Genomic DNA, 23571 nt, shown 5'->3' with positions numbered 1-23571 from the left:
CGATATCCTGTGATGGTCAGAAGCCGAACTGGAACTGGGCCAGCAACTCGTTCGAGCTGCGTTGCGCCGGGTTCTGGTAGTCGTAGTGGTTCAGGTTGAGCTGGAACTTGGTGGTCTCGGCGAAGAACAGGTTGAAGCCGAGGATGGCGGCCTTGGTCTTGTCGTTGACGAGCGCCGTGTTCGGATCGAACGCGTCGTAGCGCGCGAACAGCTGGTAGGACTTCGGCCAGAAGTCGTCATACTTGGCCTGGGCGCGCGAGCTGGCAATCCACTGCTCGCCCCACGTGTAGAAGGCGGTCAGGTACTGGCCGCGCGATTTGGTGACCGGGCCGTTGCTGGCGGTGGCGTCGCGGCCTTCCACGTATTCGTAGGTGACGCCGAACGGTGCGTGGTTGTAGTAGATGTCGAAGCCGTAGCGGTCGCGCTTGCCCTGGCCGACGACGGTGGCGCCTGTCCCTGTCCCTGTGCCGGCGGTCAGGTTCCGCTTGCCCTTGTAGGCCGAGGCACCGAACTTCAGCTCGCGGAACACGCTGTAGTAATCGACCGGCAGCGTGAACGCGACACGGGCGATGTAGTCCTTGTGGTTGTTGTCGTCCGACTTGTTCGGGCCGCTGCCGTTGACGACGCCGAACGCATACTCGAGCAACGGTGCGCGGTAGTTGAAGCCATAGTCGACATACGGGTCGTAGTCGCCGCGCACGATCAGGCCGATCTGGCGCGTGCCCACACCGAGGCCGCCGAGGAATTGCGCGTTGTTGATCACGGGGCGCAGCTCCTCGCCGATCTGCGCTTCCAGGCCGAACGGGATCTGCTGCTGGCCCAGCGTGATGGTCAGCCGCGGGTCTTCCAGGCCGGTCAGCGTGGGTAAGGGGCTGTAGCGGATGTAGGCGTCGGTGGCATTGAGCTGGCTGCCGTCGGTGCCCGGGCTGTTCTTTGCGTACGCGAACGCCAGGCGATAGTCGAGGTTGCGCCCTTCCGAGTAGTCGCGGTACAGGCTGCCCGCGAAGTTCAGCGTGGCCTGCGGGATGTCGAAGCTCGACGAACGGTCCGCCGCCGAGGCCGTGCTGCCGGTGCGCACGGCCGGGTCCTGCGACGTGTAGCGCGCCTGCACGCTGCCGCCGATCGTGGTGCCGCGCGTGGTGAGCGCTGTCTTGGTTTCGCGGTTGCGTTTCTGCTCGTACTTGTAGTTTTCCAGGTCGGTGCGCAGGCCGTCGATGTCGGCCTTGGTGGCGACCTGCGGGGCGTCCGCACCCTGCGTGTCCGTGCCGGGATTGGCGTCGACGTTGGCGGCGATGTCGACACCTGGCGCGCCAGGGTCGGCCTTGTCGGCCGCCGCCGGGCCGATGGTGGTTTTCTCGGCCGTGGCGCCAGCCTTAGCTGCCGTTTCGGAGGTTGCCGACGAGGTCACCGACGCGGTGGCCAACGAGGTTCGCGCGACCGGTGCCGACTGGGCCTGGACCTGCTGCTGCAGGCTCTTGACGACGGCCTTCAGTTCTTCGATCTGGCGCTGCAGATCCTCGTTGCTTTGCCCTGCCGCCTGGGCCGCGCCGGCGATCGTCAAGAAGCCGGCGACACTGCATAGTCTTCGATGTAGGTACTTCAAACAATGCTCCTGATGGGTTGACGGTTCACCTGCTGTTTTCCTTTACTACGCAGGTTCCGTGCCATCTGTTTCAGGGCATTTTCGGGGTGTTTCACGGGGTTTTCTGTCGATTCGCCAGCACATTGCCAGCAACCGGCGGCGCCGCTGCTGCGAAGCCAACAGCTCGTTGGCACCGAGCCTGGCTTCGCAACGGGGGCAAGGGTCAGGCGGCTTTCGCGGCCTTGATGGCGAAGCGGTTCTGCGGCTTGTCCAGCCCCAGGTTTTCACGCAGCGTGGTGCCTTCGTATTCGGTGCGGAACAGGCCGCGCTGCTGCAGCTCGGGAATCACCAGGTCGACGAATTCCTCCAGCGATTGCGGCAGCACCGGCGGCATCACGTTGAAGCCGTCGGCCGCGCCGTTCTCGAACCACTTCTGCATCTCGTCCGCGATCTTCTGCGGCGTGCCCACCACGACCCAGTGGCCGCGTGCGCCGGCCAGGTATTCGTACAGCTGGCGCACGGTGAACTGTTCGCGGCGCGCCAGCTCGATCACCACGTGGTGGCGGCTGTTCTTGCCGGCCGGCGGCGTGGGGTAGTAGGGCGGCGGCGCATCGAGATCCCACTTCGTCAAATCCTCGCCCGGCCAGAAGCGCGCGATCGTGTCGAGGCCCACGGAAGGGTGGATGAGCTTTTGCAGCTCGGCCCATTTCGCCTCCGCTTCTTCCTGCGTGCGGCCGATGACGGGCGAAATGCCGGGCAGGATCAGCAGCTGGTCCGGGCGGCGGCCATACTTCGCCAGGCGGCCCTTCACGTCGCTGTAGAACGCCTGCGCCTCTTCGAGGCTGGTCCACGCCGTGAAGATCGCTTCGGCCGTGGCCGCGGCCAGCTCGCGGCCCGGTTCCGACGACCCGGCCTGCACGATCACCGGCTGTCCCTGCGGCGAGCGCTCCAGGTTCAGCGGCCCGGCCACCTTCAGGTACTTGCCGTGGTGGTTCAGCGCATGCAGCTTGTCCGGGTCGAAGTACACGCCGCTTTCCGGGTCGCGCGAGAACGCGTCGTCCTCGTAGCTGTCCCACAGGCCTTTCACGACGTCGAGGAATTCGTGGGCTTTCTCGTAGCGCACTTCCGGGTCCGGGTGCGCCTCCAGGCCGAAATTGCCGTACACGGAATCGGCCCCGGTGGTGACGACATTCCATGCCGCGCGGCCCTTGCTGATGTGATCGAGCGAGGCGAACTTGCGGGCCAGCAGGAACGGGTCTTCATACGTGGTCGATGCCGTGGCGACGAAGCCAATGTGCTTCGTGACCACCGACAGCGCCGACCACAGCGTGACCGGCTCGAAGTACGACACGCGGCCCTGGCGGCTGAACGCCTCGTTATCCTGGCCGCGGTACGCCACGCCGGGGCTGTCCGCCACGAACACCTGGTCGAACTTGCCGCGCTCGGCGGTCTGCGCGACCTTGATGTAATGGTCGATATTGACGCCCGAATCCGGTTGCGAACCGGGATGACGCCAGGCGGCGATGTGGTGGCCGGTGGCCATGATGAAGGCGCCGAGACGCATCTTGCGCTGAGACATGAATTTTCTCCGTAATGAGGTGATAGGTACTGCAAGCGGGCCGGTACAGCAGGCATTGAACCCAGCGGCAAGGGCTGGGGTCAGACCCGCCGGGTCTGACCCCGGCATTTGCACTGGGGTTCGAACAGCTGTTGTCAGCGGGGGCTGTTGGCTTTCAGCTTGGCTTCCACCGCGGTGCCCTTGAAGAAGTCGGGGTTGGCTTCGGTGTACAGCTTGTACGGGTTCGTGAACACGTAGGCCTTGAAGTCCGCTTCGCTGATGACACCCTGCTCGACGAGGCCATAGGCTTCGGCCAGCGCGTCGGTGAGGTCGGGCACGTCCCAGTGGCCTACGTCGGACGAGTAGATCGCGTTGATCTTCGTTCCGAGCGGGTTGGACTTGTCGTTGAACGCGGTGGCGATCGTGCGGTCGTCGGATTCGGAGCCGAAGAAGAAGTTGTCGACCCACTGTGCCTTGATGTCTTCCACCTTCTCGATGCCGGCCTTGGCGAAGTCCTCCAGCTCCAGGCCCTGCGGCTGGCGCGAGCCGTGCGTGTAGTGGGCGCCGAGCGTGTCGCGGATCAGGTCTTCGCCTTCGATCGAGCGGCCTTTCGTCAGGTCGGCGCCATAGCGGGCGAACAGGTCGGTCAGCAGCGCACGGTCGGTGGCGGCCGGGTCGTAGTTCTTGAGGCCTTCGAGGCTGCGCTTTTCCCAGCGGTCGACGAGGTGCGTGAACACGCGCGCGCCCCAGTCCGCGCCGCCTTCGAGCAGGCCCACGCGCAGTTGCGGGAAGCGTTTCGTGACGCCGCCGAAGAACAGCGCCTTGGCGAACGCTTCGGAGCCGTCGGCGAAGTGGCCGATGTGGTTGTTCATGTAGTTGCTGATCGAGCTGCGGCCCGTCCAGCCCTGGCTGCCGTAGTGCGTGAGGATCGGCACGCCCAGCTCGATGGCCTTGGCCCAGAACGGGTCGTAGTCGTATTCGCTGTCGATGCCGTAGAAGTCCTGGTACGAGATGTACTTCTGCAGTTCCGGATGGTCGGCGGCCGGGTACTTGTCGGCCAGTGCGCGGATCGGACGGCGCACGCTGCCGGCGATGTTGACGGCCTTCAGGCCCAGTGTCTTGATCGCGAACTCCAGCTCGGCGATGCCTTCTTCCGGCGTGTGCAGGCCGATCCCGGCGACCGGCGTGAGGCGGTCGCTGTACTTGCGGTACAGGTCGGCGTGGTAGTGGTTGACGGCACGCTGCAGCGCCGTGCGGTCATCCTTGTCGCGCACGCCCAGCGGTGCCAGCACGTTGTTCGGGAACAGGATCGAATAATCGGAGCCTTGCTCTTCCTGGCGCTCGTACAGCAGTTCGGGCAGGTGGTAGGTGGCCACGTCCAGCGTGTTCTTCGTGACGCGCGCCCACCATGGCGCGCGGATGGTGCGGTAGTACTGGCGCTCTTCCGGCGTCTGCTCGTACCAGTTCTTGCCGTTGCCGATGAAGCCACGGCCGATGCGCGAAGCCGATGCGTTGCGCAATGCGTCGACCAGCTTCACGCCGCCGTAATTGGCCACGTAGTCCTCGAGGTCGGGCGTGTAGTCGTTGGTATGGACATCGGTATCGATGACGGGAAAGTCGAGCTTCTGCTTGACGGCGACGGAAGGGGAAGCGCTGAGGCGGTCGAGGCGGTCGTTCACGGTGGTTCTCCAATGGATGTTGAGGTCGGGGCGGAGCTACCATGTCCATTGCAGCATTCGTGCCATGCAAAAACGGGGGTAAAACGGCCTGTGGCGCGGCCAGGCTGCTGCTTGCTGCGCAGGGCGTGCTGGCTGGCGCACAGTGGCGCAACAGCGGGAGGAAGGCAGGAGAAACGAAGGAGAAACGGCGGGGAAGAAAAGTTTCCGGCGCGGCTGCGCCGGAACACTACAGCGTGGCGGACAGGCGGTGGAAAGGCCGGGTATCGTGCAGCCCACCGGCGGGCTCGCTGCCGATCAGGCCAAAGCGCTTCAGGTGTGTGCGCAGCACATTGCGGCTGATGCCCAGCGCCTTCGCCGTCTGCACCTGGTTCTGCTCGCAGGCGGAAAACGCAGTGCGGATCAGGCGTTCTTCGACGGTATCGAATAGCGCCGGCTCGCCTGCTTCGACCAGGTCGTTCAGCAGCGCGTCGAGCCGGTCGAGGCCCGAGCCCGCTGCGGGCGTGACGGCGTGATTTACCGCCGCGGGCTGGGAGATGGACGCGGTGGGCGCGATGGGGCCAGCGCCGCGGCTGCCGGGCACGCGCCCGCCGATGCGCAGATCCTCCGCACTGATACGCCCCTGGCGGCACACGATCAGCGCGTAATGGACGACGTTTTCCAGTTCGCGGATATTGCCGGGCCAGTCGTAGGCCAGCAAGGCGCTCGCCGCGTCGTCGCCCAGTTCGACATCGTCCAGCTTCATCTTCGCGCCATACAGGCCGATGAAGTGACGCGCCAGCGGCAGGATGTCGCCGGGCCGCTCGTACAGGGGCGGCAGGTTCACCGTGGCGACGCTGAGCCGGTAATACAGGTCGGAGCGGAAGCGCTCGGCGGCGATCGCCTTGTGCAGGTCGACGTTGGTGGCGGCGACGAGGCGCACGTCTAGCGGAATCGGCCGGCGCGAGCCGAGGCGCACCACTTGCCGCTCCTGCAGCACACGCAGCAGCTTGACCTGCAGCGCCATCGACAGGTCGCCGATCTCGTCGAGGAACAGCGTGCCGCCGTTGGCCGCCTCGAACCAGCCGGCGCGGGCCTGCGTGGCGCCGGTGAAGGCACCCGTTTCATGCCCGAACAATTCCGCATCGATCAGCGATTCGCTGAAGGCGCCGCAATTGACGGCGATGAAGGGGCCGGTCCGTTCGCTCTGCGCATGGATGTGGCGGGCGACGAGTTCCTTGCCGGTGCCGGTCTCGCCGATGACGAGCACGGTGGCATCGCTGCGCGCCACCCGTTCGACCTGCTCGAGCAATGCAAGGGAACGGGGATCGTGGAATAACAGTGCCTTGGCGCGGATCGACAGCGCCATCCCGAACGAATCGGGAAAAGTCAGTACCTTGTTCACAGTGCCTCGCAAATGGTATTGAAGGTGCGGATGCGGGTGCCGCGGCGCGGCACCGGTAGTTACAGCTTGGCGATCGACACCTCGGTGGCCTTGACCAGCGCCACCACCTCCACGCCGGGTGCCAGGCCGAGATCGCGCACGGAACGGGTGGTGATGACCGACGTGACGATGCCGGCCGGCGTTTCGATGTCGACTTCCGAAACGACCGGGCCATCGATGATTTCCTTTACTTTGCCGCGGAACTGGTTGCGGACGTTGATGGCCTTGATGCTCATGGATTCTCCTTGTGGTGAGCTGAAAAAAAATGTGGACAGGGATGCCTGGCAGGTACCGGCGGGGCGTGCCTGGCAGCCCGGTGCCCTGGTGCGGGCAAGAGCCGTCCGGCCATCGGGTGGATGGCGTTCTTTCGCCACGACTTCGGTGGCGAGGCACGGTAACGGTGAAAGAAAGGCGTCAGGCCCGGGCGCTACAGCACGCCCGCATCCTGCACGCGCGAATCGCCCGGTGGCCCGGTTTTGGCATGGAATGGACGGCTGTCGTTTGCATGGGTCCTGGCCCCTGACGATTTCAGTAGAGCCTCAGGTTAAAGAAATGCCTGAAAAATAAGAACTAATCGTTTTGCCGATGTTTATACGCGGAACGAATAACGAGCGGCACGTGGCGAATTGCTGGCGCACGGTGCAGTAGCGTACGGACGGCGTGGCGTCGGCACGGCATGATGAAGCCATATCGATACCTCATCTGAAAGGAAATCATCATGGGTAAATATCTGCTCGCCTGGCTGCTGGGTGTTCCGGCCGTTGTCCTGGTCCTGATCTATCTGATCTTCTGATGCGGCGCCTGTGCCCTTCATGAAAAACGCCACCTGCCGTGGCGTTTTTTGTTTCCAGGGCCATTTTTAACGCGCAATGGTCGGCACAATGTGGTCAGGCCACATGGTGTTCGGCTAAGCTGGTGGCTGGACCAACTTCATTGACCGCCCGCCATGCCCGAACTGAAGCGCCGCACCTTTCTGCAACATTCACTACTGGCCGCTACCGGCGCGCTGGGCCTTGAAACCCCTGCCCGTGCCGCCGCCAGCGAATCGCCCGTCGCCACCACTGGCCACGGCCAGGTGCGTGGCTACCGCGACAACGGCGTGAACGTGTTCAAGGGCATCCGGTATGGCGCGGATACGGCGCCGCGGCGGTTCATGGCGCCGCTGCCGCCGGAGCGCTGGAGCGGCGTGCGCGATGCGCTCGAACATGGGGCCGCGTCGCCCCAGTCCAGCAAGGAAGACGCGACGAGCGAGGACTGCCTGTTCCTCAACGTGTACACCCCGGGCCTGCGCGACGGGGTAAAGCGCCCGGTGATGTTCTACATCCACGGCGGCGCGTACAACAACGGTTCCGGTTCAAGCCCGCTGTACGACGGCGTGCGCCTGTGCCGCCGCGGCGACGTGGTGGTGGTGACCGTCAACCATCGCCTCAACGCGTTCGGCTACCTGTACCTGGCGCGTCACGGTGACACGCACTTCGCCGATTCCGGCAATGCCGGCCAGCTCGACCTGATCCTGGCGCTGCAATGGGTGCGCGACAATATCCGTGAATTCGGCGGCGATCCGGGCAACGTTACCGTATTCGGCCAGTCCGGCGGGGGCGCCAAGATCGCCACGCTGATGGCGATGCCCGCAGCGGCCGGCCTGTTCCACCGGGCGGCCACGATGAGCGGCCAGCAGGTGACGGCTAGCGGCCCGCTCAATGCCACGCTGCGCGCGCAGGCAGTGCTCGACGCGTTGAAATTGCCGGCGGACCGGATCGACGCCATCCGCACGATACCGTATCAACGTATCGTCGATGTGCTGGGCACGCGCGATCCGGTACTGCCTTACGGCGGTGTATCGTTCGCGCCGGTGCTGGACGAACGCAACCTGCTGCGCCACCCGTTCTATCCGGACGCGCCGGCGCAATCGGCCCGTATCCCGATGATGATCGGGAATACGCACGATGAAACGCGCGCCTTCCTGGGCGGCGATCCGGCCAATTTCAACCTGGCGTGGGACCAGCTGCCCGCGAAGCTGGTGCCGAACATGCGTGTCGATATCCAGCCGGAAGCGGTGATCGCCGCGTATCGCCAGCTGTACCCGAAGCTGTCCGCCAGCGACCTGCTGTTCAAGATCACCACCGCCTCGCGTTCCTGGCGCGGCGCGATCATCGAAGCGGAAGAACGCGCGAAATCCGGCAGCCCGGCCTTTGTCTACCAGCTCGATTGGGCGACGCCGAAGCATGGCGGCAAGTTCGGCGCGCCGCACGCTGCCGACATCCAGCTCGTGTTCGACAACATCGCCAAGCCGGGCGCCACGGCGATCGGCCCGCAGGCGCAGGCAATGGCGGACATGATGAGCGAGGCGTTCATTGCGTTCGCGCGCAGCGGTGATCCAAATCATCCGCTCATGCCGCGCTGGGAACCTTATGGCATGGCACGCCGTCAGACCATGATCTTCGACGTGCCGCCACGATTGGAGGACGATCCGCGTGGCGCCGAGCGGCGACTCTTTGCCAAGGTGCCTTACGTGCAGCCGGGTACGTGAAACGAGATTACTGAGGGGCGGTACTGAGCGGCGGTACTTAGCTGAAGTGGCGGCCGGGACTCGCCACCGATCGGGGATAATGCCGCACTCATTGCAATGACATCTCCCATGCATTTTTCCATCGACGACATTCGGCACCAGTTCGATTCCGGCACCTTTGCACGCGGCGAGGATTACGCGCGCCGGAGCAAGGTCGCCAGCGTGCTGTGGGACGACGATGTTCTCCTTGGCGAAGTCGAAGGTAGCGGGCGCCAGGTCTATGAGCAAACCATCTACCTGAAGCCAGGCCGGCGTGGCGTACTCGTGGACGGCGACTGCACATGCCCCATGGACCACAACTGCAAGCACGTGGTGGCGGTGCTGCTGGCCAGCATGAAAGACAGCAAGGAAATTCCTGACGTAGCGCCATCGGCCCTGCCGCCCAAGGCCGAGTTGTGGCTGGGCAGGGTTGCACAAACCTTTGCGCAAACCCTTGCGCAGCCTGCTCCCGCACCGGCGCGCGGCCCGGAGTACCGGCTGGTCTACGTGCTGATGCCGGATGGCGATGATGGCCTGCTGCGCCTGAACCTGTGCAAGGCACGCCTGCGCAAGAACGGTAGCATCGTCGCCGCCACCCTGCACAATGATTTGTACAGCCTGCTTTCCATGCGGCCGAACTACCTGCGGCGGGAGGACGAAGAGCCGGTGCGCCTGCTGTCCGCGCTGCGCACCGGCAGCATGTATGCCGGCGATATCCGGCCCGCCGGCACGATCGGCGCCCGCCTGCTGGCCCAGCTGTGCGCGGAGAACCGCCTGCTGTTCGCCCGCTCGGCTGCCGAACTGAAGAACGGTAACGTGGTGCCCGTTCGCCTGGGGCCGCCAAGGCGCGCCGCGCTCGGCTGGCATGGCGACGGAACGGGCAGCGAACAGGTGCGGCTGGGCTGGCACTTCGACGACGGCATGCCGGCCGGCCATGTCCTGGCCACCGAGCCTGCGCACTACCTGGATGGCGACATGCTGGGCGAACTGGCACTGCCGCAGGAACTGGCCGCGGTGCCGCTCGACGCGTTGCTGGGCCTGGTCGCTGCTGCCCCGCCATTGGCGCCGCAGCAGCGTGCCGGCATGGCGGCACGCCTGGCCGGACAAGGCCTGGACCGGCTGCTGCCTTCGCCGGTGGAACTGGAAAGCCGCCAGCGCCGCGATATCGTGCCGGTACCGCGCCTGGTGCTCGACAGCCTGCCTGCCGACTTTCGTGGCGAGACATGGTGGGACGATCATGCAGTGCTGTCCTTCGATTACGACGGCATGCCGGTCACCGGCGCGGCCCCCGCGGTCTTGCGCCGGATGACGGGCGATGCGGTCGAACTGGTCGAACGCGACGCGGATGCCGAACGTTCGGCATGCGCCATGCTCGCCAGTCTTGGATTCCTCGGCGAAGCGGACGAATCGCCATCGCACAGTTGGCTTGGCGCCTGGCGCCTGCCCGATCCGGCCAACTGGTTCGACTTCGTGCGCCATGGCGTGCCGCGCCTGCGCGCCGCCGGCTGGCAGGTCGAGATGGAAAGCGATTTCCGCTATGACTTCCATGAGCCGCAGGAGTGGTATGCCGAACTGGACGAGGAAGGCGAAGGATTCAACGCCTGGTTCGCCCTCGAACTCGGGTTCTTCATCGACGGCAAGCGCCACGCGTTGCTGCCGCTGCTGCTGCAACTGATCCGCGCGGCACCCTACGATTTTGACGCAGCGGCGCTGGCCGCGCGGACGGACGACAGCGAGATCCTCGTCGACCTGCCCGGGGGCGGGCGCGTCGCCCTGCCGTGGAGTCGCATCAAGCCGATCCTGGCCACGCTGGGTGAGCTGTATTTCACCGAGCGGCTGGGCAGCAAGCTGCGCCTGCCCGTGATGGATGCGGCCCGGCTGGCCGAACTGGAAAGGGCCGCGCAGCTGCGCTGGGTCGGCGGCGAACGCCTGCGCGAACTGGCCAGGAAGCTCGACGGCTTTGCCGGCATCGTCCCGGCCGCCGCGCCGGCCGGCCTGCGGGCCACGCTGCGCACCTACCAGCAGGAGGGCCTGGCCTGGATGCAGTTCCTGCGCGAGCATGACTTCGCCGGCATCCTGGCCGACGACATGGGGCTCGGCAAGACGATCCAGGCGCTGGCCCACATCCTGGCCGAAAAGGAAGCGGGCCGGCTCGATGCGCCGGCGCTGGTGGTGGCGCCGACGAGCCTGATGGGCAACTGGCAGGCCGAGGCCGCGCGCTTCGCACCAGGGCTACGCGTGCTGCTCCTGCATGGCAAGGACCGGGCGGCGCTGTTCGACGCCATCGGCCAGGCCGACCTGGTGCTGACAACGTATCCGCTGTTGTCCCGCGACGAAGCCGCGTTGCGCCAGCAGCGCTACCACCTGCTGATCCTGGACGAAGCGCAATACATCAAGAACAGCCGTTCCCGCGCCGCCCAGACGGCCCGCCTGCTCGACGCGCGGCACCGCCTGTGCCTGACCGGCACGCCGGTGCAGAACCACCTGGGTGAGCTGTGGTCGCAATTCCATTTCCTGATGCCGGGGTTGCTGGGCGATGAACGAGGCTTCAATGCCGTGTTCCGCAAGCCGATCGAGCACGGCGGGGACACCTTGCGCAAGGACCTGCTGGCGCGCCGCATCAAGCCGTTCATGCTGCGCCGCACGAAGGACAAGGTGGCGACCGAACTGCCGCCCAAGACGGAAATCGTGCTGCCCGTCGACCTGGGCGGCGCCCAGCGCGACCTGTATGAAACGGTGCGCGTGGCCATGGACCGCAAGGTGCGCGACGAGATCGACCGCAAGGGCCTGGCGCGCAGCCAGATCGTGATTCTCGATGCGCTGCTCAAGCTGCGCCAGGTGTGCTGCGATCCGCGCCTGCTCAAGAATCATGAAGCCGCTGCCGCCGCCAGCGGTTCGGCCAAGCTCGACACGCTGATGGAACTGCTGGATACGCTGTTGAGCGAAGGCCGCAAGGTACTCGTGTTCTCGCAGTTCACCAGCATGCTGGCGCTGATCGCGGAAGTCCTGCAGGCCCGTGCGGTGGAATTCGCGCTGCTGACGGGCGATACCGTCGACCGCGCCGCGCCGATTGCCGCCTTCCAGCAGGGCACGGCCGGGGTATTCCTGATCAGCCTGAAGGCGGGCGGCGTTGGGCTGAACCTGACCGCAGCCGACACGGTCATCCACTACGATCCGTGGTGGAACCCCGCCAGCGAAAACCAGGCCACCGACCGCGCCTGGCGCATCGGCCAGGAACAGCCGGTATTCGTCTACAAGCTCATCGCGCGCGGCACGCTGGAAGAAAAGATCCAGGAGATGCAGCGCCGCAAGGGCGAACTGGCGCATGCCGTGGTCGATGCCGAGGGCGGCCTGGGGCCGGGGTTCGGGGCAGAGGAGCTGCAGGCGATTCTTGGATGAGCGCCGGGCTGTCGTGGCGCCGGATCAAAGCCGTGCAATCTGCCGGTCGATCGCCTTCAGCGCCCGTTCGCTGCGCTCGCTGTACCGGTCCGTCAGGTAATCGGTACGGCCGCGCATCAGCAGCGTGATTTTATACAGTTCTTCCATCACGTCGACGACGCGGTCGTAATACGCGGAAGGGCGCATGCGGCCCGCGTCGTCGAATTCCTTGTATGCCATCGGCACCGACGACTGGTTCGGGATCGTGAACATGCGCATCCAGCGGCCCAGCAGACGCAGCGTGTTGACGACGTTGAACGATTGCGAGCCGCCGCACACCTGCATGACCGCGAGCGTGCGGCCCTGGCTCGGCCGCAGTGCGCCCTGTTCCAGCGGAATCCAGTCGATCTGGTTCTTCATCACGGCCGTGATGGCGCCGTGCCGCTCCGGGCTGCACCACACATGCCCTTCGGACCACAGGCACAGCTCGCGCAGCTCCACCACTTTCGGGTGGTCTTCCGGCACGCTGCCCACCATCGGCAGTTCGGCCGGGTCGAAGATTTTCACTTCACCGCCGAAGTGCTCCTGGATGCGCGCCGCCTCTTCGATGAGCAAGCGGCTGAACGAGCGCTCGCGCAGCGAGCCATACAGCAGCAGGAAGCGCGGCGGGTGGTCCAGGGCGCCAACCGGCGCGAGTTTTTGCAGGGTCGGCATGTCCAGCTGGCCGGGCTGGATATTGGGCAGGTTCGCGATCTTATCCATGGTCGACGCGCTGCCCCTGTTCGTCGATGACGGGTTCGCCGTCTTCCTTCGTGAACGCGCCCCGTTGCGGTTCGGCGAGAATGTCGAGCACCAGTTCCGATGGGCGGCACAGCCGCACGCCAACCGGCGTGACGACGAACGGCCGGTTGATCAGGATCGGATGGGCCAGCATGGCATCGAGCAACTGGTCGTCCGTCACGGCCGGGTCGTCCAGGCCGAGTTCCACATAGGGCGTGCCTTTCTGGCGCATCGCCTCGCGCACGGTGAGCCCGGCGCTGGCAACCAGGGCGGCCAGCGTGGCGCGGTCCGGTGGATTGGAGAGATAGTCGATGACGACCGGCTCGATGCCGGCGTTGCGGATCAGGCCCAGCGTGTTGCGCGACGTGCCGCAGGCGGGGTTGTGGTAGATGGTGACGCTCATGATGTCTCCTCAGCGAATCTTCAGGTCAAACGGATGGCCAGTGCGGCCAGGGTCAGCAGCAGCACGGGCAAGGTGAGCACGATGCCGGTGCGGAAGTAATAACGCCACGAGATGTGGATGCCTTTGCTGTCCAGCACGTGCAACCACAACAGGGTGGCGAGGCTGCCGATCGGCGTGATCTTCGGCCCCAGGTCGCTGCCGATCACGTTCGCGTAGATCATCGCTTCGCGCACGACGCCCTGCGTGCTCGTGGCGTCGATCGACAGCGCGCCAATCAGCACGGTGGGCATATTGTTCATGATCGACGACAGGAGGGCGGTGATGACCCCCGTGCCGAGGGCAGCGCCCCACACGCCATATGTAGCGCAGCGCTCCAGCAAGGCCGTCAGGTAATCGGTGAGGCCGGCATTGCGCAGGCCATACACGACGAGGTACATGCCGAGCGAGAAAATGACGACCTGCCACGGCGCGCCGCGCAGGACCTCGCGCGTGGCAATGCGGTGCCCGCGCGCCGCCACGGCCAGCAGCAGCACGGCGCCCGCCGCCGCGACGGCGCTGATCGGCACGCCCAGCGACTCGAGCCAGAAGAAGCCGACCAGCAGCAGCGCGAGCACCCACCAGCCGGTGACGAACGTGGCCCGGTCGTGGATGGCGTCTTCCGGCCGCTTCAACTGCGCCATGTCGTAGCTGGCCGGAATGTCCTTGCGGAAGAACAGCAGCAGGCCGCCCAGCGTGGCGGCGACCGACACGGCATTCACGGGCACCATGACGGCAGCGTAGCGCGCGAAGCCGATATCGAAGTAATCGGCCGACACGATGTTCACCAGGTTCGACACGACCAGCGGCAGGCTGGCCGTATCGGCAATGAAGCCGGCCGCCATCACGAACGCCAGCGTGGCGCGGGCATTGAAGCGCAGTGCGCGCAGCATGGCGATGACGATCGGCGTGAGGATCAGGGCCGCGCCATCGTTGGCGAATACGGCGGCCACGGCTGCACCGAGCAGCACGAGCAGTGCGAACAGGCGCCTGCCGTTCCCTTTGCCCCAGCGCGCCACGTGCAGCGCCGCCCATTCGAAGAAGCCGGCCTTGTCCAGCAGCAGGCTGATGATGATGACCGCAACGAAGGCACCGGTGGCGTTCCACACGATGTGCCAGACGACGGGGATGTCGCCCACGTGGATCACGCCGGCCAGCAGCGCCACCAGCGCGCCGATCGCGGCGCTCCAGCCGATGCCCAGGCCGCGCGGTTGCCAGATGACCAGGACCAGCGTGGCAACGAAGATGAGGAACGCCGTCAGCACGTTTTCCCGCCCACGCCGCACGGCACGCCGCCGCAGCAGTTCTCGGTAAGGAAACCGATGAGGGCATTCATGGCGCCGATATCGGCCGCATAGATGACGAAGCGGCCTTCCTGCCGCGATACCAGCAATTTGGCATGCGTGAGTTCCTTCAGGTGGAACGACAGCGAGGAGGGGGCGATGCCGAGCGCTTCGGCGATCCTGCTGGCCGCCAGGCCATCCGGACCCGCCTGCACCAGGAGCCGGAAGATGGCCAGGCGGCTTTCCTGGGCGAGGGCGGCCAGGGCCGCCAGTACATCACTGGTTTGCATAATTATTCATTTCGATACTTCAACGATTATCGAAATATATTACGGAATATGGACGTTCATGGCAACAGGAACAGCACCACTGTCTCACGCGTTCCTCGCTGGCAAAACTAGGGACGTACCCCTGTTTCGAGGAAAGTTTTCTCAACATAACTGGAGATGTACTAGATCACCGGATCGCCCTGCTTAGAGGAAAGTTTCACAGCCGATTACGTTTGCTAGGCCGTTACGCATTGAATACTCCAGCAATATTTCCTAGAAACAGGGGTCCGTCCCCAGTTTTGCGGCATGGCAACGGGAATCGCATTTTCTCGGTACAGGCCGGAGCGGTGGTGACTATCGAAAAGTAACAAAGGCAGCGTTACGTCATCAACATGTCATTTAACGCAACTAAGATCTTGTCGTTTTGCAACCCACCAGGCATAGGACCCAACAATGAACAAGCCGAACGACTTGAAGCTGATGCCCACCGAGGCGGACGCCATCGACACCAGCGATTCGAATCATTTCAATGCCGTGCTTTCCGCACGCCTGAGCCGCCGCAACATGCTGCGCGGCGGGTTTGCCACGGCGGCGACCGCGGTGCTGGGCGGCCTGGGCCTGGCCGGTTGCGGTGGTTCGGACGACGATCCCGTCACGACCGTGCCACCTGGCACCACCACGCCACCCGCGTCGGCGGAAAAACTGCTGGCCTTCACGGCCGTGCCGAAGAGCCTGGCGGACTCCGTGCTCGTGCCGGCCGGTTACACCGCGACCGTGCTGTATGCGCTGGGCGATCCGCTGCGCGCGGGTACGCCTGCCTACAAGAACGACGGCACCGACACCGATTTCGAGAACCGCGCCGGCGACCACCACGACGGCATGGAGTTCTTCGCGCTGTCAGCCACCGGCACGCCATCGACCACCGCGTCGGACCGCGGCCTGCTCGCCATGAACCACGAAGCGACCACCGATGAAAAGCTGTCGTCGCACTTCCTGCACGCCAACGGCGGCACCACCAGCCTGCCGCGCCCGGCCGCCGAAGTGGACAAGGAAGTCGCCGTCCACGGCATCAGCGTGGTCGAAGTGAAGAAGACCGGCACCACGTGGGCCTCGGTCAACGATTCCACGTTCAACTACCGCATCACGCCGCTGACCGATGTGGAAATCGGCGGCCCGGCACGCGGCAACTCGCTGCTGTTCACCAAGCATTCGCCGAACGGCACCCGCACGCGCGGCACCCTGAACAACTGCGGCAATGGCCGCACGCCGTGGGGCACCTACCTGTCGGGCGAAGAAAACTGGTCCGGCTACTTCGCGCGCTCGGCCACCGACGATGCCGCACGCGGCAACGACAAGAGCGTGACGTCGCTGCGCCGCTATGGCCGCAACCAGGGCGCCACGTCGCGCCACGGCTGGGAAACGGGTGGCAAGGACGACAAGTACGTGCGCTGGGACATCAGCAAGAAGGGCGCGTCGGCGGACGGCACCGACGACTATCGCAACGAGATGAATGGCCAGGGCTACATCATCGAAGTGGACGCCTACGACAAGACGAAGCTGGCCAAGAAGCGCAGCGCCCTGGGCCGCTTCGCCCATGAGAGCGCCGCCTTCGGGATCGCCACCGCGGGCCAGCCGCTGGCCGTGTACATGGGCGACGATTCGCGCAACGAATACATCTACAAGTTCGTGTCCGCCGCTGCCTGGAATGCCGCCGACGCCACCCCGGCCGACCGCATGGCCATTGGCGACAAGTACCTCGATTCGGGCAAGCTGTATGTCGCCAAGCTGGCTTCGGACGGCACCGGCCAGTGGATCGAACTGTCGATGAACAATCCGCAGATCGCCGCCTATGCTGCCTACAAGTTCGCCGACCTGGCGGACGTGGTGGTCAACGCGCGCCTGGCCGCCGATGCCGTGGGCGCGACGAAGATGGACCGCCCGGAATGGTGCTCGGTGAACCCGGCCAACGGCGAGATCTACTACACGCTGACGAACAATTCGAACCGCACCGTCAACCCGAGCAGCTCGTCGCAGCTGGCGCCGGATGCGGCCAACCCGCGCGCCTACACCGACATGAAGGGCACGAGCGCGCAGAACGGCAACCCGAACGGCCACATCATCCGCTTCAAGGAAGGTTCGGGCGCGGGCGCGGCAACGAGCTTCACGTGGGACGTGTACCTGTTCGGCGCCGAGAGCGGCGCGGATGCCACGAAGATCAACCTGTCCGCGCTGACCGCCGACCAGGACTTCTCCAGCCCCGACGGTCTGGCCTTCCTGAAAAGCACCGGCATCTGCTGGATCCAGACGGACGATGGCGCGTACACCGACGTGACGAACTGCATGATGCTGGCCGCCCTGCCGGGCCAGGTGGGCGACGGTGCCAAGACCACGCTCACGTACGACAAGGCCGACGGCAGCAAGCTGGCCGTGGACACCTTCGTGGGCAAGAAGGCCAGCGCCGACACGCTGAAGCGCTTCCTCGTCGGCCCCGTGGGCTCGGAAATCACGGGCATCACGGAAACGCCGGACGGCAAGGCGCTGTTCGTCAACATCCAGCACCCGGGCGAAAGCACGTCGCTGGCCAATATCGCCGACCCGACGAAGTACACGAGCCAATGGCCGAGCAACGCCGGCTACGGCCCGGGCAAGCGCCCGCGTTCGGCGACCATCGTCATCACGAAGAACGACGGCGGGCGGATCGGTACCTGATCGCCTTCGGGCGTAGTTCGTTGAAAGCCGGCGCATGCCGGCTTTTTTCATGGAGCTTCGTTAACCGCGGCGAAAACGGCGGTGGGCCGGGACGACGCGGTCCCGGCCTCTTACGCTCAACTGTCGTTGGTACGGAAGAGGGCGGAGATGCCGCGCCAGACCGAACCCAGTGCCTGGCCACTCGGCGCGGCCGGATGCAGCTGCGCCAGCGCCGCCTGCAGTGCGCGGTCGCTGGCCGAGCCGAATACCTTGCTGTCTTCGGCGACGGGGCGCTCCGATGCCCTGGTCTCCGCGTCCGCTGAGACCGAGCTGGCGGGCAGGTGGTTCGCCATGTCAGCTTCGCGGAACAGCAGGTTGTCGTCGCCGTCCTTGTGCTCTGCCTGGGCGACTTCCACGTCCGGCTCGATGCCTTGCGCCTGCACCTCGCGCCCGTTCGGCGTGAAGTAGCGCGCGATGGTCAGCTTGATGGCCGATTCGTCGGACAGGGGGAACACCGCCTGGATGGAGCCCTTGCCATAGGTACGCGCGCCAACGATCTTGCCGCGACCATGATCCTGGATGGCCCCGGCCAGCAATTCCGCCGCCGATGCCGACGAGCCGTTGACCAGCACGGCCAGCGGGACCGTCTGGGCAAACGCCGGCAACTGGTCATACGCCACCTTGGTATCCGGGGTGCCGAAGAACCTGGGCGACACGGTAACCTTGCTGTTGCTCTCCGGCAGACGGCCCGTCGATGAAAACACGACGGCACCTTGCGGCAGGAAAGCACCGGCTACCGCGACGGCCGCTGGCAGCAGCCCACCCGGGTTATTGCGCAGGTCCAGCACGATGCCTTCCACGCGACGCGGCCCGTCCAGCTGACGCAGTGCCGCCACCAGTTCGGCCGCCGTGCCGCCACCGAACTCGGTGATGCGGATGCGCGCGATATTGCCTTCCAGGCGCTGCACGGTGACGGTGTTTTCATGCATCGTGATGCGAGGGATGCTGAGGGTCCTGAGCGGCGTGTTGCCACGCTTGGCCAGCGTGACCTCCACGCTCGTTCCCGGCTCGCCATGCATGCGGCGGGCGATCTGGTTGTCGCGCAGCCCGAACAGCGGCGCGCCATCGATCGCCACGATCGAGTCGCCGGCCCGGATGCCCGCCTTGTCCGCCGGGCCGTTTTCAGCGACGTCACGGACCAGCACCTGGCCATTGAGCATTTCCACGCCAACGCCGATGCCGACATACGCGCCCGAATGGATACGCTCCAGGTCTTCCAGGTCATCCTTGTCGAGGTAGCGCGAATGCGGATCCAGCGACGACAGCATGCCGCGAATCGCCTCGGTCAGCAGTTTCTTGCTGTCGGCCGTGCCGACGTAATCCTTCAACACGAGCTGGTAGCTGCCCAGCATCTGCTCGAATTCTTCCTTGGGCAGTGTCAGCGATTCGTCGGCGTGGCAGGGCAGGGTTGCCGCGCACGCGCTCAGTACTGCACTCGATATCCAGCGCTTCATGGTTTGCTCCTTCTTGATGCACCGATTCTGCGGCGGGGGCGTGGCAAGTGCCGTCAAGGGAGGTAAGTTGGCGTAAAGGAGTGGTACGGGGTGTTACGGCATGAGCAGGTTTGGAGATGCTCGATTTGTGAGAGGGAGCCATGACCAGACTAAATACAATCAGGCAATTTTTTATCTGTTTTTTTTGTGAGACACTCTTTTTTATCTAAAAAATCGGCAGTTTATTCAAAAAATGACGGATTACATCGGTTTTAAGTGGGTAGCCGAACACCTTGGCATAAAGCCCGTGCAGCCGTTTGCTGTCGAAAGCAAAGTCGGCACATCGCGCCGAACGGTGATCAAACCGACTCGGGAGGAGACTTACAGTGCCTCTGCGAGGCCTGAAGCTGGCGCTACCCCGACCTGACAAACCAGACCGAATACATTGGCGATGTCGTGCGACTCACCATCGAAGTGGAGATGAGCAAAGAGGCGGGCTATCTGCGCGACATGGAGCGGGCCAGGGAAGGCGTCAAGAACAGCCTGGAAGGCCCCAATGCCGACATCGACCAAATCATACGGTCAATCCGCGAGAACGGCTGGAAGGTGTCCAACAAGCTCGTGAAGGCGTACCCTCCCTTGGCGGATGGCACATTGGCCGAAGCCGTGGTGGCCGCCGTGCGGGACGTATTCGAAACGGTTACTGAGACAGGTCTGGATAAGGATCGCTAACACGAGGCGCCACGGCAGTAGTGCTTGTACTGCTGGTGGCAAAGCTGGGGCCGGATGGGCGGTGAGGGTTACAGGTCGCGAGAGGAGAGCGCCGGCCATGACTGTTCACTCGGACGGGAACGGCGCGTGCCGTGACAGGCGATAATGGCGTGTCTTGTTTCGAGAACGCAAAGGATCGCCATGCCCCATATCTCCGGTATCGACCATGTCCAGGTCGCCATCCCGCCCGGTGCGGACGACACGGCGCGCGCCTTCTATGGCGGCGTGCTGGGCTTGGTGGAGACGCCCAAACCGGCACCGCTCAACGCCTCCGGCGGCATGTGGTTCGTGACTGGCGCCGGCCAGTTGCACATCGGGTCGCAGGTGGATTTCGTGGCAGCGAAGAAGGCGCATCCGGCCTTCATCGTCGAGGACTTCGAAGCCTATTGCGCGCTGCTGCGCGAACGCGGCGTGGACGTGCGGCCGGAAGAAGGCGCCTATGGCCGGCGCCGCGCGGGCATCGAAGACCCGTTTGGCAACCGCGTTGAATTGATCGAGGCAGCGCGCGGCTGAGCGCGCGCGACATGACCATCATGCACACTATCAAGATCCTGTTCGCCACCTTGTCCGCGGTGATGTTCGCAGGCCAAGCTGGCGCTGCCGCACCCTTGCAGCACAAGTCAGCACGACTGGTTTGCCACGACCGCACGGTGGTGCTGGAAGCCGATTGCTTCCCGGCTATGGGCCGCATGCTTGCCTGCAGCGCCCAAAGCCTGAGTTTTTTCAGCAAGAGCGACGGCAAGAAGCTCAATGCCCGGGTCTTTACGCCAAATACTGCCAACCCGGCATTCGACTATCCGGCAGTCGAAGAAAAATTTGGCAATCTGATGTGCGTGGACACGGCAGCGAAGCAGCAGTTCGTAGTGGCGCGCATGGTCAACGGTGGTAATTGCCCGAGCTGTGAGTGGTTCGATGTTTACACCCCGGATGGCGCACTGGTCGGCTCGAACCGCAATCGCAAGAACGTCAGTAAAACCGTGCAGTCCGCGGTCGATGCGACGCTTGATGACAAGGTCGAACGCGTGGTTGGCGAACAGACTCTGGAAGGCTTCTACTTCAGGAGTGCGAAACCGTGATGGCTTCGAACTCACTGGAATCTGATTTAAGAGTAATCAATGAACACATTGCCAATCGCCTTGTTTACCCTGATGTTCACGAGCGCGAGCCTCTCGCAAGCGCATACCGGCGAGGCAACCGTCCTCACTTGCGACGCTACTCCAGCAGGGCTATCCAACGCCAATGCGAAGGCAATCGACCGCGCGTTGGAAAACCGTCTGGCGGCTGCATTGGGACCGAAATGGATCGATGTCGACACCCGTTCCGGCAAGATAACAGTGGAACCGAAAGCCATGGCCAACCTTGCCGAGATTGCAAGTTGCGCCGCGGTGGTGGACGTTGAGTCGTCCTGTTCGATGTACTTCGATCCGGAATTCAGCACGACACTGGGTGTCTTCACTTCCTTACCGAAGAAGGCGCCGCTGCGACGGCAGTTCGATGACGCTCTGAAAGCGCTGCCGGATGGGAAAAAGAAGGCCGCGGCGCTGTCGTGCATGAAGTTGGTCGCAGCGAAATGAGCTGTGCGAAGCTCGCGAAAGGATACCGATAATGGACAGGCCTCTAATCCGCCTCGGCGACGCCACCTCGCACGGCGGGACAGGCAAAGACAGCCAGAATTTCATTGTCTGACTTGCTGCCTGAGCTGATTTGCATCAGTTGAAAAACAAAGGGCGGCCTGAGCCGCCCTTTGTTTGTTGCCAGTTTTCGACCTTGCTACGATCTCTCTGGCTGGCCGCACGAATACGGCCGACCACTTACTCCACCGTCACCGACTTCGCCAGATTTCGCGGCTTGTCCACGTCCGTACCGCGTGCCAGCGCCGTGTGATACGCCAGCAGCTGCAGCGACACCACGTGCAGGATCGGCGACAGGCAGCCATAGTGTTCCGGCATGCGGATCACGTGCACGCCTTCGCCGGAGGTGATGCGCGAGTCGACGTCGGCAAACACGTACAGCTGGCCGCCGCGGGCGCGCACTTCCTGCATGTTCGATTTCAGCTTTTCGATCAGCGCATCGTTCGGGGCGATCGTGACGACCGGCATTTCTTCCGTCACCAGCGCCAGCGGGCCGTGCTTCAGTTCACCGGCCGGGTAGGCTTCGGCGTGGATGTACGAGATTTCCTTTAGCTTCAGCGCGCCTTCCAGGGCGATCGGGTAGTGCATGCCGCGGCCCAGGAACAGCGCGTTTTCCTTGCGGGCGAAGTCTTCGGCCCAGGCGATGATCTGCGGCTCCAGTGCCAGCACGGCGGAGATGGCCGATGGCAGGTGGCGCATGTCCTTCAGGTGCTGCGCTTCTTCTTCGTCCGTCAGGCGGCCGTTGACCTGGGCCAGCGCCAGCGTCAGCAGGAACAGGGCGGACAGCTGCGTGGTGAAGGCTTTCGTCGATGCGACGCCCACTTCCACGCCGGCGCGGGTGATGTAGGCCAGCTTGCATTCGCGGACCATGGCGCTGGTGGCCACGTTGCAGATCGTCAGCGTGTTTTCCATGCCCAGCGAGCGGGCGTGCTTCAGCGCCGCGATCGTGTCGGCCGTTTCGCCGGACTGGGAGATCGTCACCACCAGCGTGGACGGGTTCGGCACGCTGTCGCGGTAGCGGTATTCGCTGGCGATTTCCACGCTGACCGGCACCTTGGCGATGGATTCGATCCAGTACTTGGCGGTCATGCCCGAGTAGTAGCTGGTGCCGCAGGCCAGGATCAGCACGCGGTCGATTTCCTTGAACACCTTGAAGGCTTCATCGCCGAACAGCTCGGGCGTGATGCCGATCACGCCTTCCAGCGTGTCGCCAACGACGCGCGGCTGCTCGAAGATTTCCTTCTGCATGTAGTGGCGGTATGGGCCCAGCTCGGCGGCACCGGTGTGCGCGTGCACGGTTTTCACTTCGCGCTCGACCTGCTTGCCGTCGACGTCGACGATCCAGGCGCGGCCCAGTTGCAGGTCGACCACGTCGCCTTCTTCCAGGTAGATGATCTGGTCGGTCGTGCCGGCCAGTGCCATCGCATCGGACGCAACAAAGTTTTCACCATTGCCCAGGCCGACGATCAGCGGCGAGCCCTGGCGTGCGGCCACCACGCGGTGCGGTTCTTCACGGGAGAACACGGCGATCGCGTAGGCGCCATGCAGGCGCTTGACGGCTTGCTGGACGGTCTCGAACAGGTCGCCCGTGTACAGGTGGTCGACCAGGTGGGCGATCACTTCGGTATCGGTCTGGCTCTGGAACACGTAGCCCAGCTTGGTCAGTTCATCGCGCAGCTCGTCGTGGTTTTCGATGATGCCGTTGTGGACCAGGGCGATGCGGGCATTGTCGGAATTGGGCGAGAAGTGCGGGTGCGCATTGTGCGAAGCCGGCGCGCCGTGCGTGGCCCAGCGGGTGTGGGCAATGCCGGTGAAGCCTTGCAGACCCACTTCCTGCATCTGCTTTTCCAGTTCCGCTACGCGCGACGTGCTGCGCGAACGCTGCAGGCTGCCATTCGTGTGCAGTGCCACGCCGCACGAATCGTAACCGCGGTATTCCAGGCGCTTCAGGCCTTCGATCAGGATCGGGGTGATGTTACGTTGCGCTACCGCGCCGACGATGCCGCACATGGTGACCTCTACAGTTAGTGTTAATAGACGGACATCGTAGAT

General features: G+C 64.5%; 18 protein-coding genes. 7 read left to right on the top strand and 11 right to left on the bottom strand.

What is annotated here, in order from left to right; translation table 11 throughout:
- Positions 1 to 16: 16 nt before the first annotated feature.
- The 5 genes from EWM63_RS12995 to EWM63_RS12975 all read right to left on the bottom strand — a co-directional run bounded on the left by EWM63_RS12995 (position 17) and on the right by EWM63_RS12975 (position 6475).
- Positions 17 to 1561, bottom strand: a complete 1545-nt coding sequence (locus tag EWM63_RS12995) for a putative porin (RefSeq protein ID WP_130186905.1) — start codon at positions 1559 to 1561, stop codon at positions 17 to 19.
- Between the two features lie 244 nt (positions 1562 to 1805).
- Positions 1806 to 3161, bottom strand: a complete 1356-nt coding sequence (locus EWM63_RS12990) for an LLM class flavin-dependent oxidoreductase (RefSeq protein WP_130186904.1) — start codon at positions 3159 to 3161, stop codon at positions 1806 to 1808.
- A gap of 134 nt (positions 3162 to 3295) precedes the next feature.
- The gene (locus EWM63_RS12985) at positions 3296 to 4819 is read right to left on the bottom strand and encodes an amidohydrolase family protein (protein ID WP_130186903.1); all 1524 of its coding nucleotides are present in this window, start codon (positions 4817 to 4819) and stop codon (positions 3296 to 3298) included.
- A 226-nt stretch (positions 4820 to 5045) separates the two neighbouring features.
- Entirely contained in the window at positions 5046 to 6200 is a 1155-nt protein-coding gene (locus EWM63_RS12980; RefSeq protein ID WP_229487878.1) for a sigma-54 interaction domain-containing protein, read from the bottom strand.
- A gap of 59 nt (positions 6201 to 6259) precedes the next feature.
- Entirely contained in the window at positions 6260 to 6475 is a 216-nt protein-coding gene (locus EWM63_RS12975) for a TOBE domain-containing protein (protein WP_130186902.1), read from the bottom strand.
- A 710-nt stretch (positions 6476 to 7185) separates the two neighbouring features.
- Here EWM63_RS12975 and EWM63_RS12970 point away from each other — a divergent pair.
- Entirely contained in the window at positions 7186 to 8769 is a 1584-nt protein-coding gene (locus EWM63_RS12970; RefSeq protein ID WP_130186901.1) for a carboxylesterase/lipase family protein, read from the top strand.
- 108 nt (positions 8770 to 8877) lie between these two features.
- Positions 8878 to 12186, top strand: coding sequence for a DEAD/DEAH box helicase (locus EWM63_RS12965; protein ID WP_130186900.1), 3309 nt, complete (start codon positions 8878 to 8880; stop codon positions 12184 to 12186).
- Positions 12187 to 12210: 24 nt separating this feature from the next.
- Here EWM63_RS12965 and arsH read toward each other — a convergent pair whose 3' ends face one another.
- From arsH to EWM63_RS12945, 4 genes are read right to left on the bottom strand one after another with little or no spacing between them, the layout of a single operon-like run.
- Positions 12211 to 12927 carry an arsenical resistance protein ArsH gene (gene arsH, locus EWM63_RS12960; RefSeq protein WP_130186899.1) on the bottom strand — a complete coding sequence of 239 codons (717 nt, stop codon included), beginning with the start codon at positions 12925 to 12927 and terminating at the stop codon, positions 12211 to 12213.
- Entirely contained in the window at positions 12920 to 13348 is a 429-nt protein-coding gene (arsC, locus tag EWM63_RS12955) for an arsenate reductase (glutaredoxin) (RefSeq protein ID WP_130186898.1), read from the bottom strand. Before arsC ends, arsH begins: the two co-directional genes overlap by 8 nt.
- A gap of 20 nt (positions 13349 to 13368) precedes the next feature.
- On the bottom strand, positions 13369 to 14649 hold the full coding sequence (locus EWM63_RS12950) for an arsenic transporter (RefSeq protein ID WP_130186897.1): 1281 nt from the start codon (positions 14647 to 14649) through the stop codon (positions 13369 to 13371).
- Positions 14643 to 14957 carry an ArsR/SmtB family transcription factor gene (locus EWM63_RS12945; protein ID WP_130186896.1) on the bottom strand — a complete coding sequence of 105 codons (315 nt, stop codon included), beginning with the start codon at positions 14955 to 14957 and terminating at the stop codon, positions 14643 to 14645. The genes EWM63_RS12950 and EWM63_RS12945 overlap by 7 nt, the downstream gene beginning before the upstream one ends.
- A 432-nt stretch (positions 14958 to 15389) precedes the next feature.
- Between EWM63_RS12945 and EWM63_RS12940 the strand changes: the two genes are divergently transcribed.
- Complete coding sequence (locus tag EWM63_RS12940; RefSeq protein ID WP_130186895.1) at positions 15390 to 17645, top strand: PhoX family protein; 2256 nt, start codon at positions 15390 to 15392, stop codon at positions 17643 to 17645.
- A 116-nt stretch (positions 17646 to 17761) separates the two neighbouring features.
- On the opposite strand, the gene EWM63_RS12935 is transcribed toward EWM63_RS12940, so the two are convergent.
- Complete coding sequence (locus EWM63_RS12935) at positions 17762 to 19138, bottom strand: S41 family peptidase (RefSeq protein ID WP_130186894.1); 1377 nt, start codon at positions 19136 to 19138, stop codon at positions 17762 to 17764.
- Positions 19139 to 19573: 435 nt separating this feature from the next.
- Between EWM63_RS12935 and EWM63_RS12930 the strand changes: the two genes are divergently transcribed.
- From EWM63_RS12930 to EWM63_RS12915, 4 genes are all read left to right on the top strand, one after another.
- Positions 19574 to 19849, top strand: coding sequence for a hypothetical protein (locus tag EWM63_RS12930; protein WP_130186893.1), 276 nt, complete (start codon positions 19574 to 19576; stop codon positions 19847 to 19849).
- A gap of 180 nt (positions 19850 to 20029) precedes the next feature.
- Entirely contained in the window at positions 20030 to 20401 is a 372-nt protein-coding gene (locus EWM63_RS12925) for a VOC family protein (RefSeq protein WP_130186892.1), read from the top strand.
- Positions 20402 to 20412: 11 nt separating this feature from the next.
- Positions 20413 to 20964, top strand: a complete 552-nt coding sequence (locus EWM63_RS12920; RefSeq protein WP_130186891.1) for a hypothetical protein — start codon at positions 20413 to 20415, stop codon at positions 20962 to 20964.
- Positions 20965 to 21003: 39 nt separating this feature from the next.
- Positions 21004 to 21462 carry a hypothetical protein gene (locus tag EWM63_RS12915; protein WP_130186890.1) on the top strand — a complete coding sequence of 153 codons (459 nt, stop codon included), beginning with the start codon at positions 21004 to 21006 and terminating at the stop codon, positions 21460 to 21462.
- 237 nt (positions 21463 to 21699) lie between these two features.
- On the opposite strand, the gene glmS is transcribed toward EWM63_RS12915, so the two are convergent.
- Positions 21700 to 23529: a glutamine--fructose-6-phosphate transaminase (isomerizing) gene (gene glmS, locus EWM63_RS12910; protein WP_130186889.1), complete on the bottom strand. Its 1830-nt coding sequence runs from the start codon at positions 23527 to 23529 to the stop codon at positions 21700 to 21702.
- Positions 23530 to 23571 lie beyond the last annotated feature (42 nt).

The sequence above is a fragment of the Pseudoduganella lutea genome (genome assembly GCF_004209755.1).
GTDB classification, from domain to species: domain Bacteria; phylum Pseudomonadota; class Gammaproteobacteria; order Burkholderiales; family Burkholderiaceae_D; genus Rugamonas; species Rugamonas lutea.
Note: the sequence above shows the minus strand (reverse complement) of the source record. Positions and strands in the feature narration are given on the sequence as shown.

Excerpts from the sequence above, each read along its gene's own strand:
- glmS (WP_130186889.1), bottom strand. The coding sequence starts at position 23,529 with ATGTGCGGCATCGTCGGCGCGGTAGCGCAACGTAACATCACCCCGATC.
- arsC (WP_130186898.1), bottom strand. The coding sequence starts at position 13,348 with ATGAGCGTCACCATCTACCACAACCCCGCCTGCGGCACGTCGCGCAAC.
- arsH (WP_130186899.1), bottom strand. The coding sequence starts at position 12,927 with ATGGATAAGATCGCGAACCTGCCCAATATCCAGCCCGGCCAGCTGGAC.
- EWM63_RS12940 (WP_130186895.1), top strand. The coding sequence starts at position 15,390 with ATGAACAAGCCGAACGACTTGAAGCTGATGCCCACCGAGGCGGACGCC.
- EWM63_RS12945 (WP_130186896.1), bottom strand. The coding sequence starts at position 14,957 with ATGCAAACCAGTGATGTACTGGCGGCCCTGGCCGCCCTCGCCCAGGAA.
- EWM63_RS12920 (WP_130186891.1), top strand. The coding sequence starts at position 20,413 with ATGACCATCATGCACACTATCAAGATCCTGTTCGCCACCTTGTCCGCG.
- EWM63_RS12990 (WP_130186904.1), bottom strand. The coding sequence starts at position 3,161 with ATGTCTCAGCGCAAGATGCGTCTCGGCGCCTTCATCATGGCCACCGGC.
- EWM63_RS12975 (WP_130186902.1), bottom strand. The coding sequence starts at position 6,475 with ATGAGCATCAAGGCCATCAACGTCCGCAACCAGTTCCGCGGCAAAGTA.
- EWM63_RS12970 (WP_130186901.1), top strand. The coding sequence starts at position 7,186 with ATGCCCGAACTGAAGCGCCGCACCTTTCTGCAACATTCACTACTGGCC.
- EWM63_RS12935 (WP_130186894.1), bottom strand. The coding sequence starts at position 19,138 with ATGAAGCGCTGGATATCGAGTGCAGTACTGAGCGCGTGCGCGGCAACC.
- EWM63_RS12925 (WP_130186892.1), top strand. The coding sequence starts at position 20,030 with ATGCCCCATATCTCCGGTATCGACCATGTCCAGGTCGCCATCCCGCCC.
- EWM63_RS12915 (WP_130186890.1), top strand. The coding sequence starts at position 21,004 with ATGAACACATTGCCAATCGCCTTGTTTACCCTGATGTTCACGAGCGCG.
- EWM63_RS12965 (WP_130186900.1), top strand. The coding sequence starts at position 8,878 with ATGCATTTTTCCATCGACGACATTCGGCACCAGTTCGATTCCGGCACC.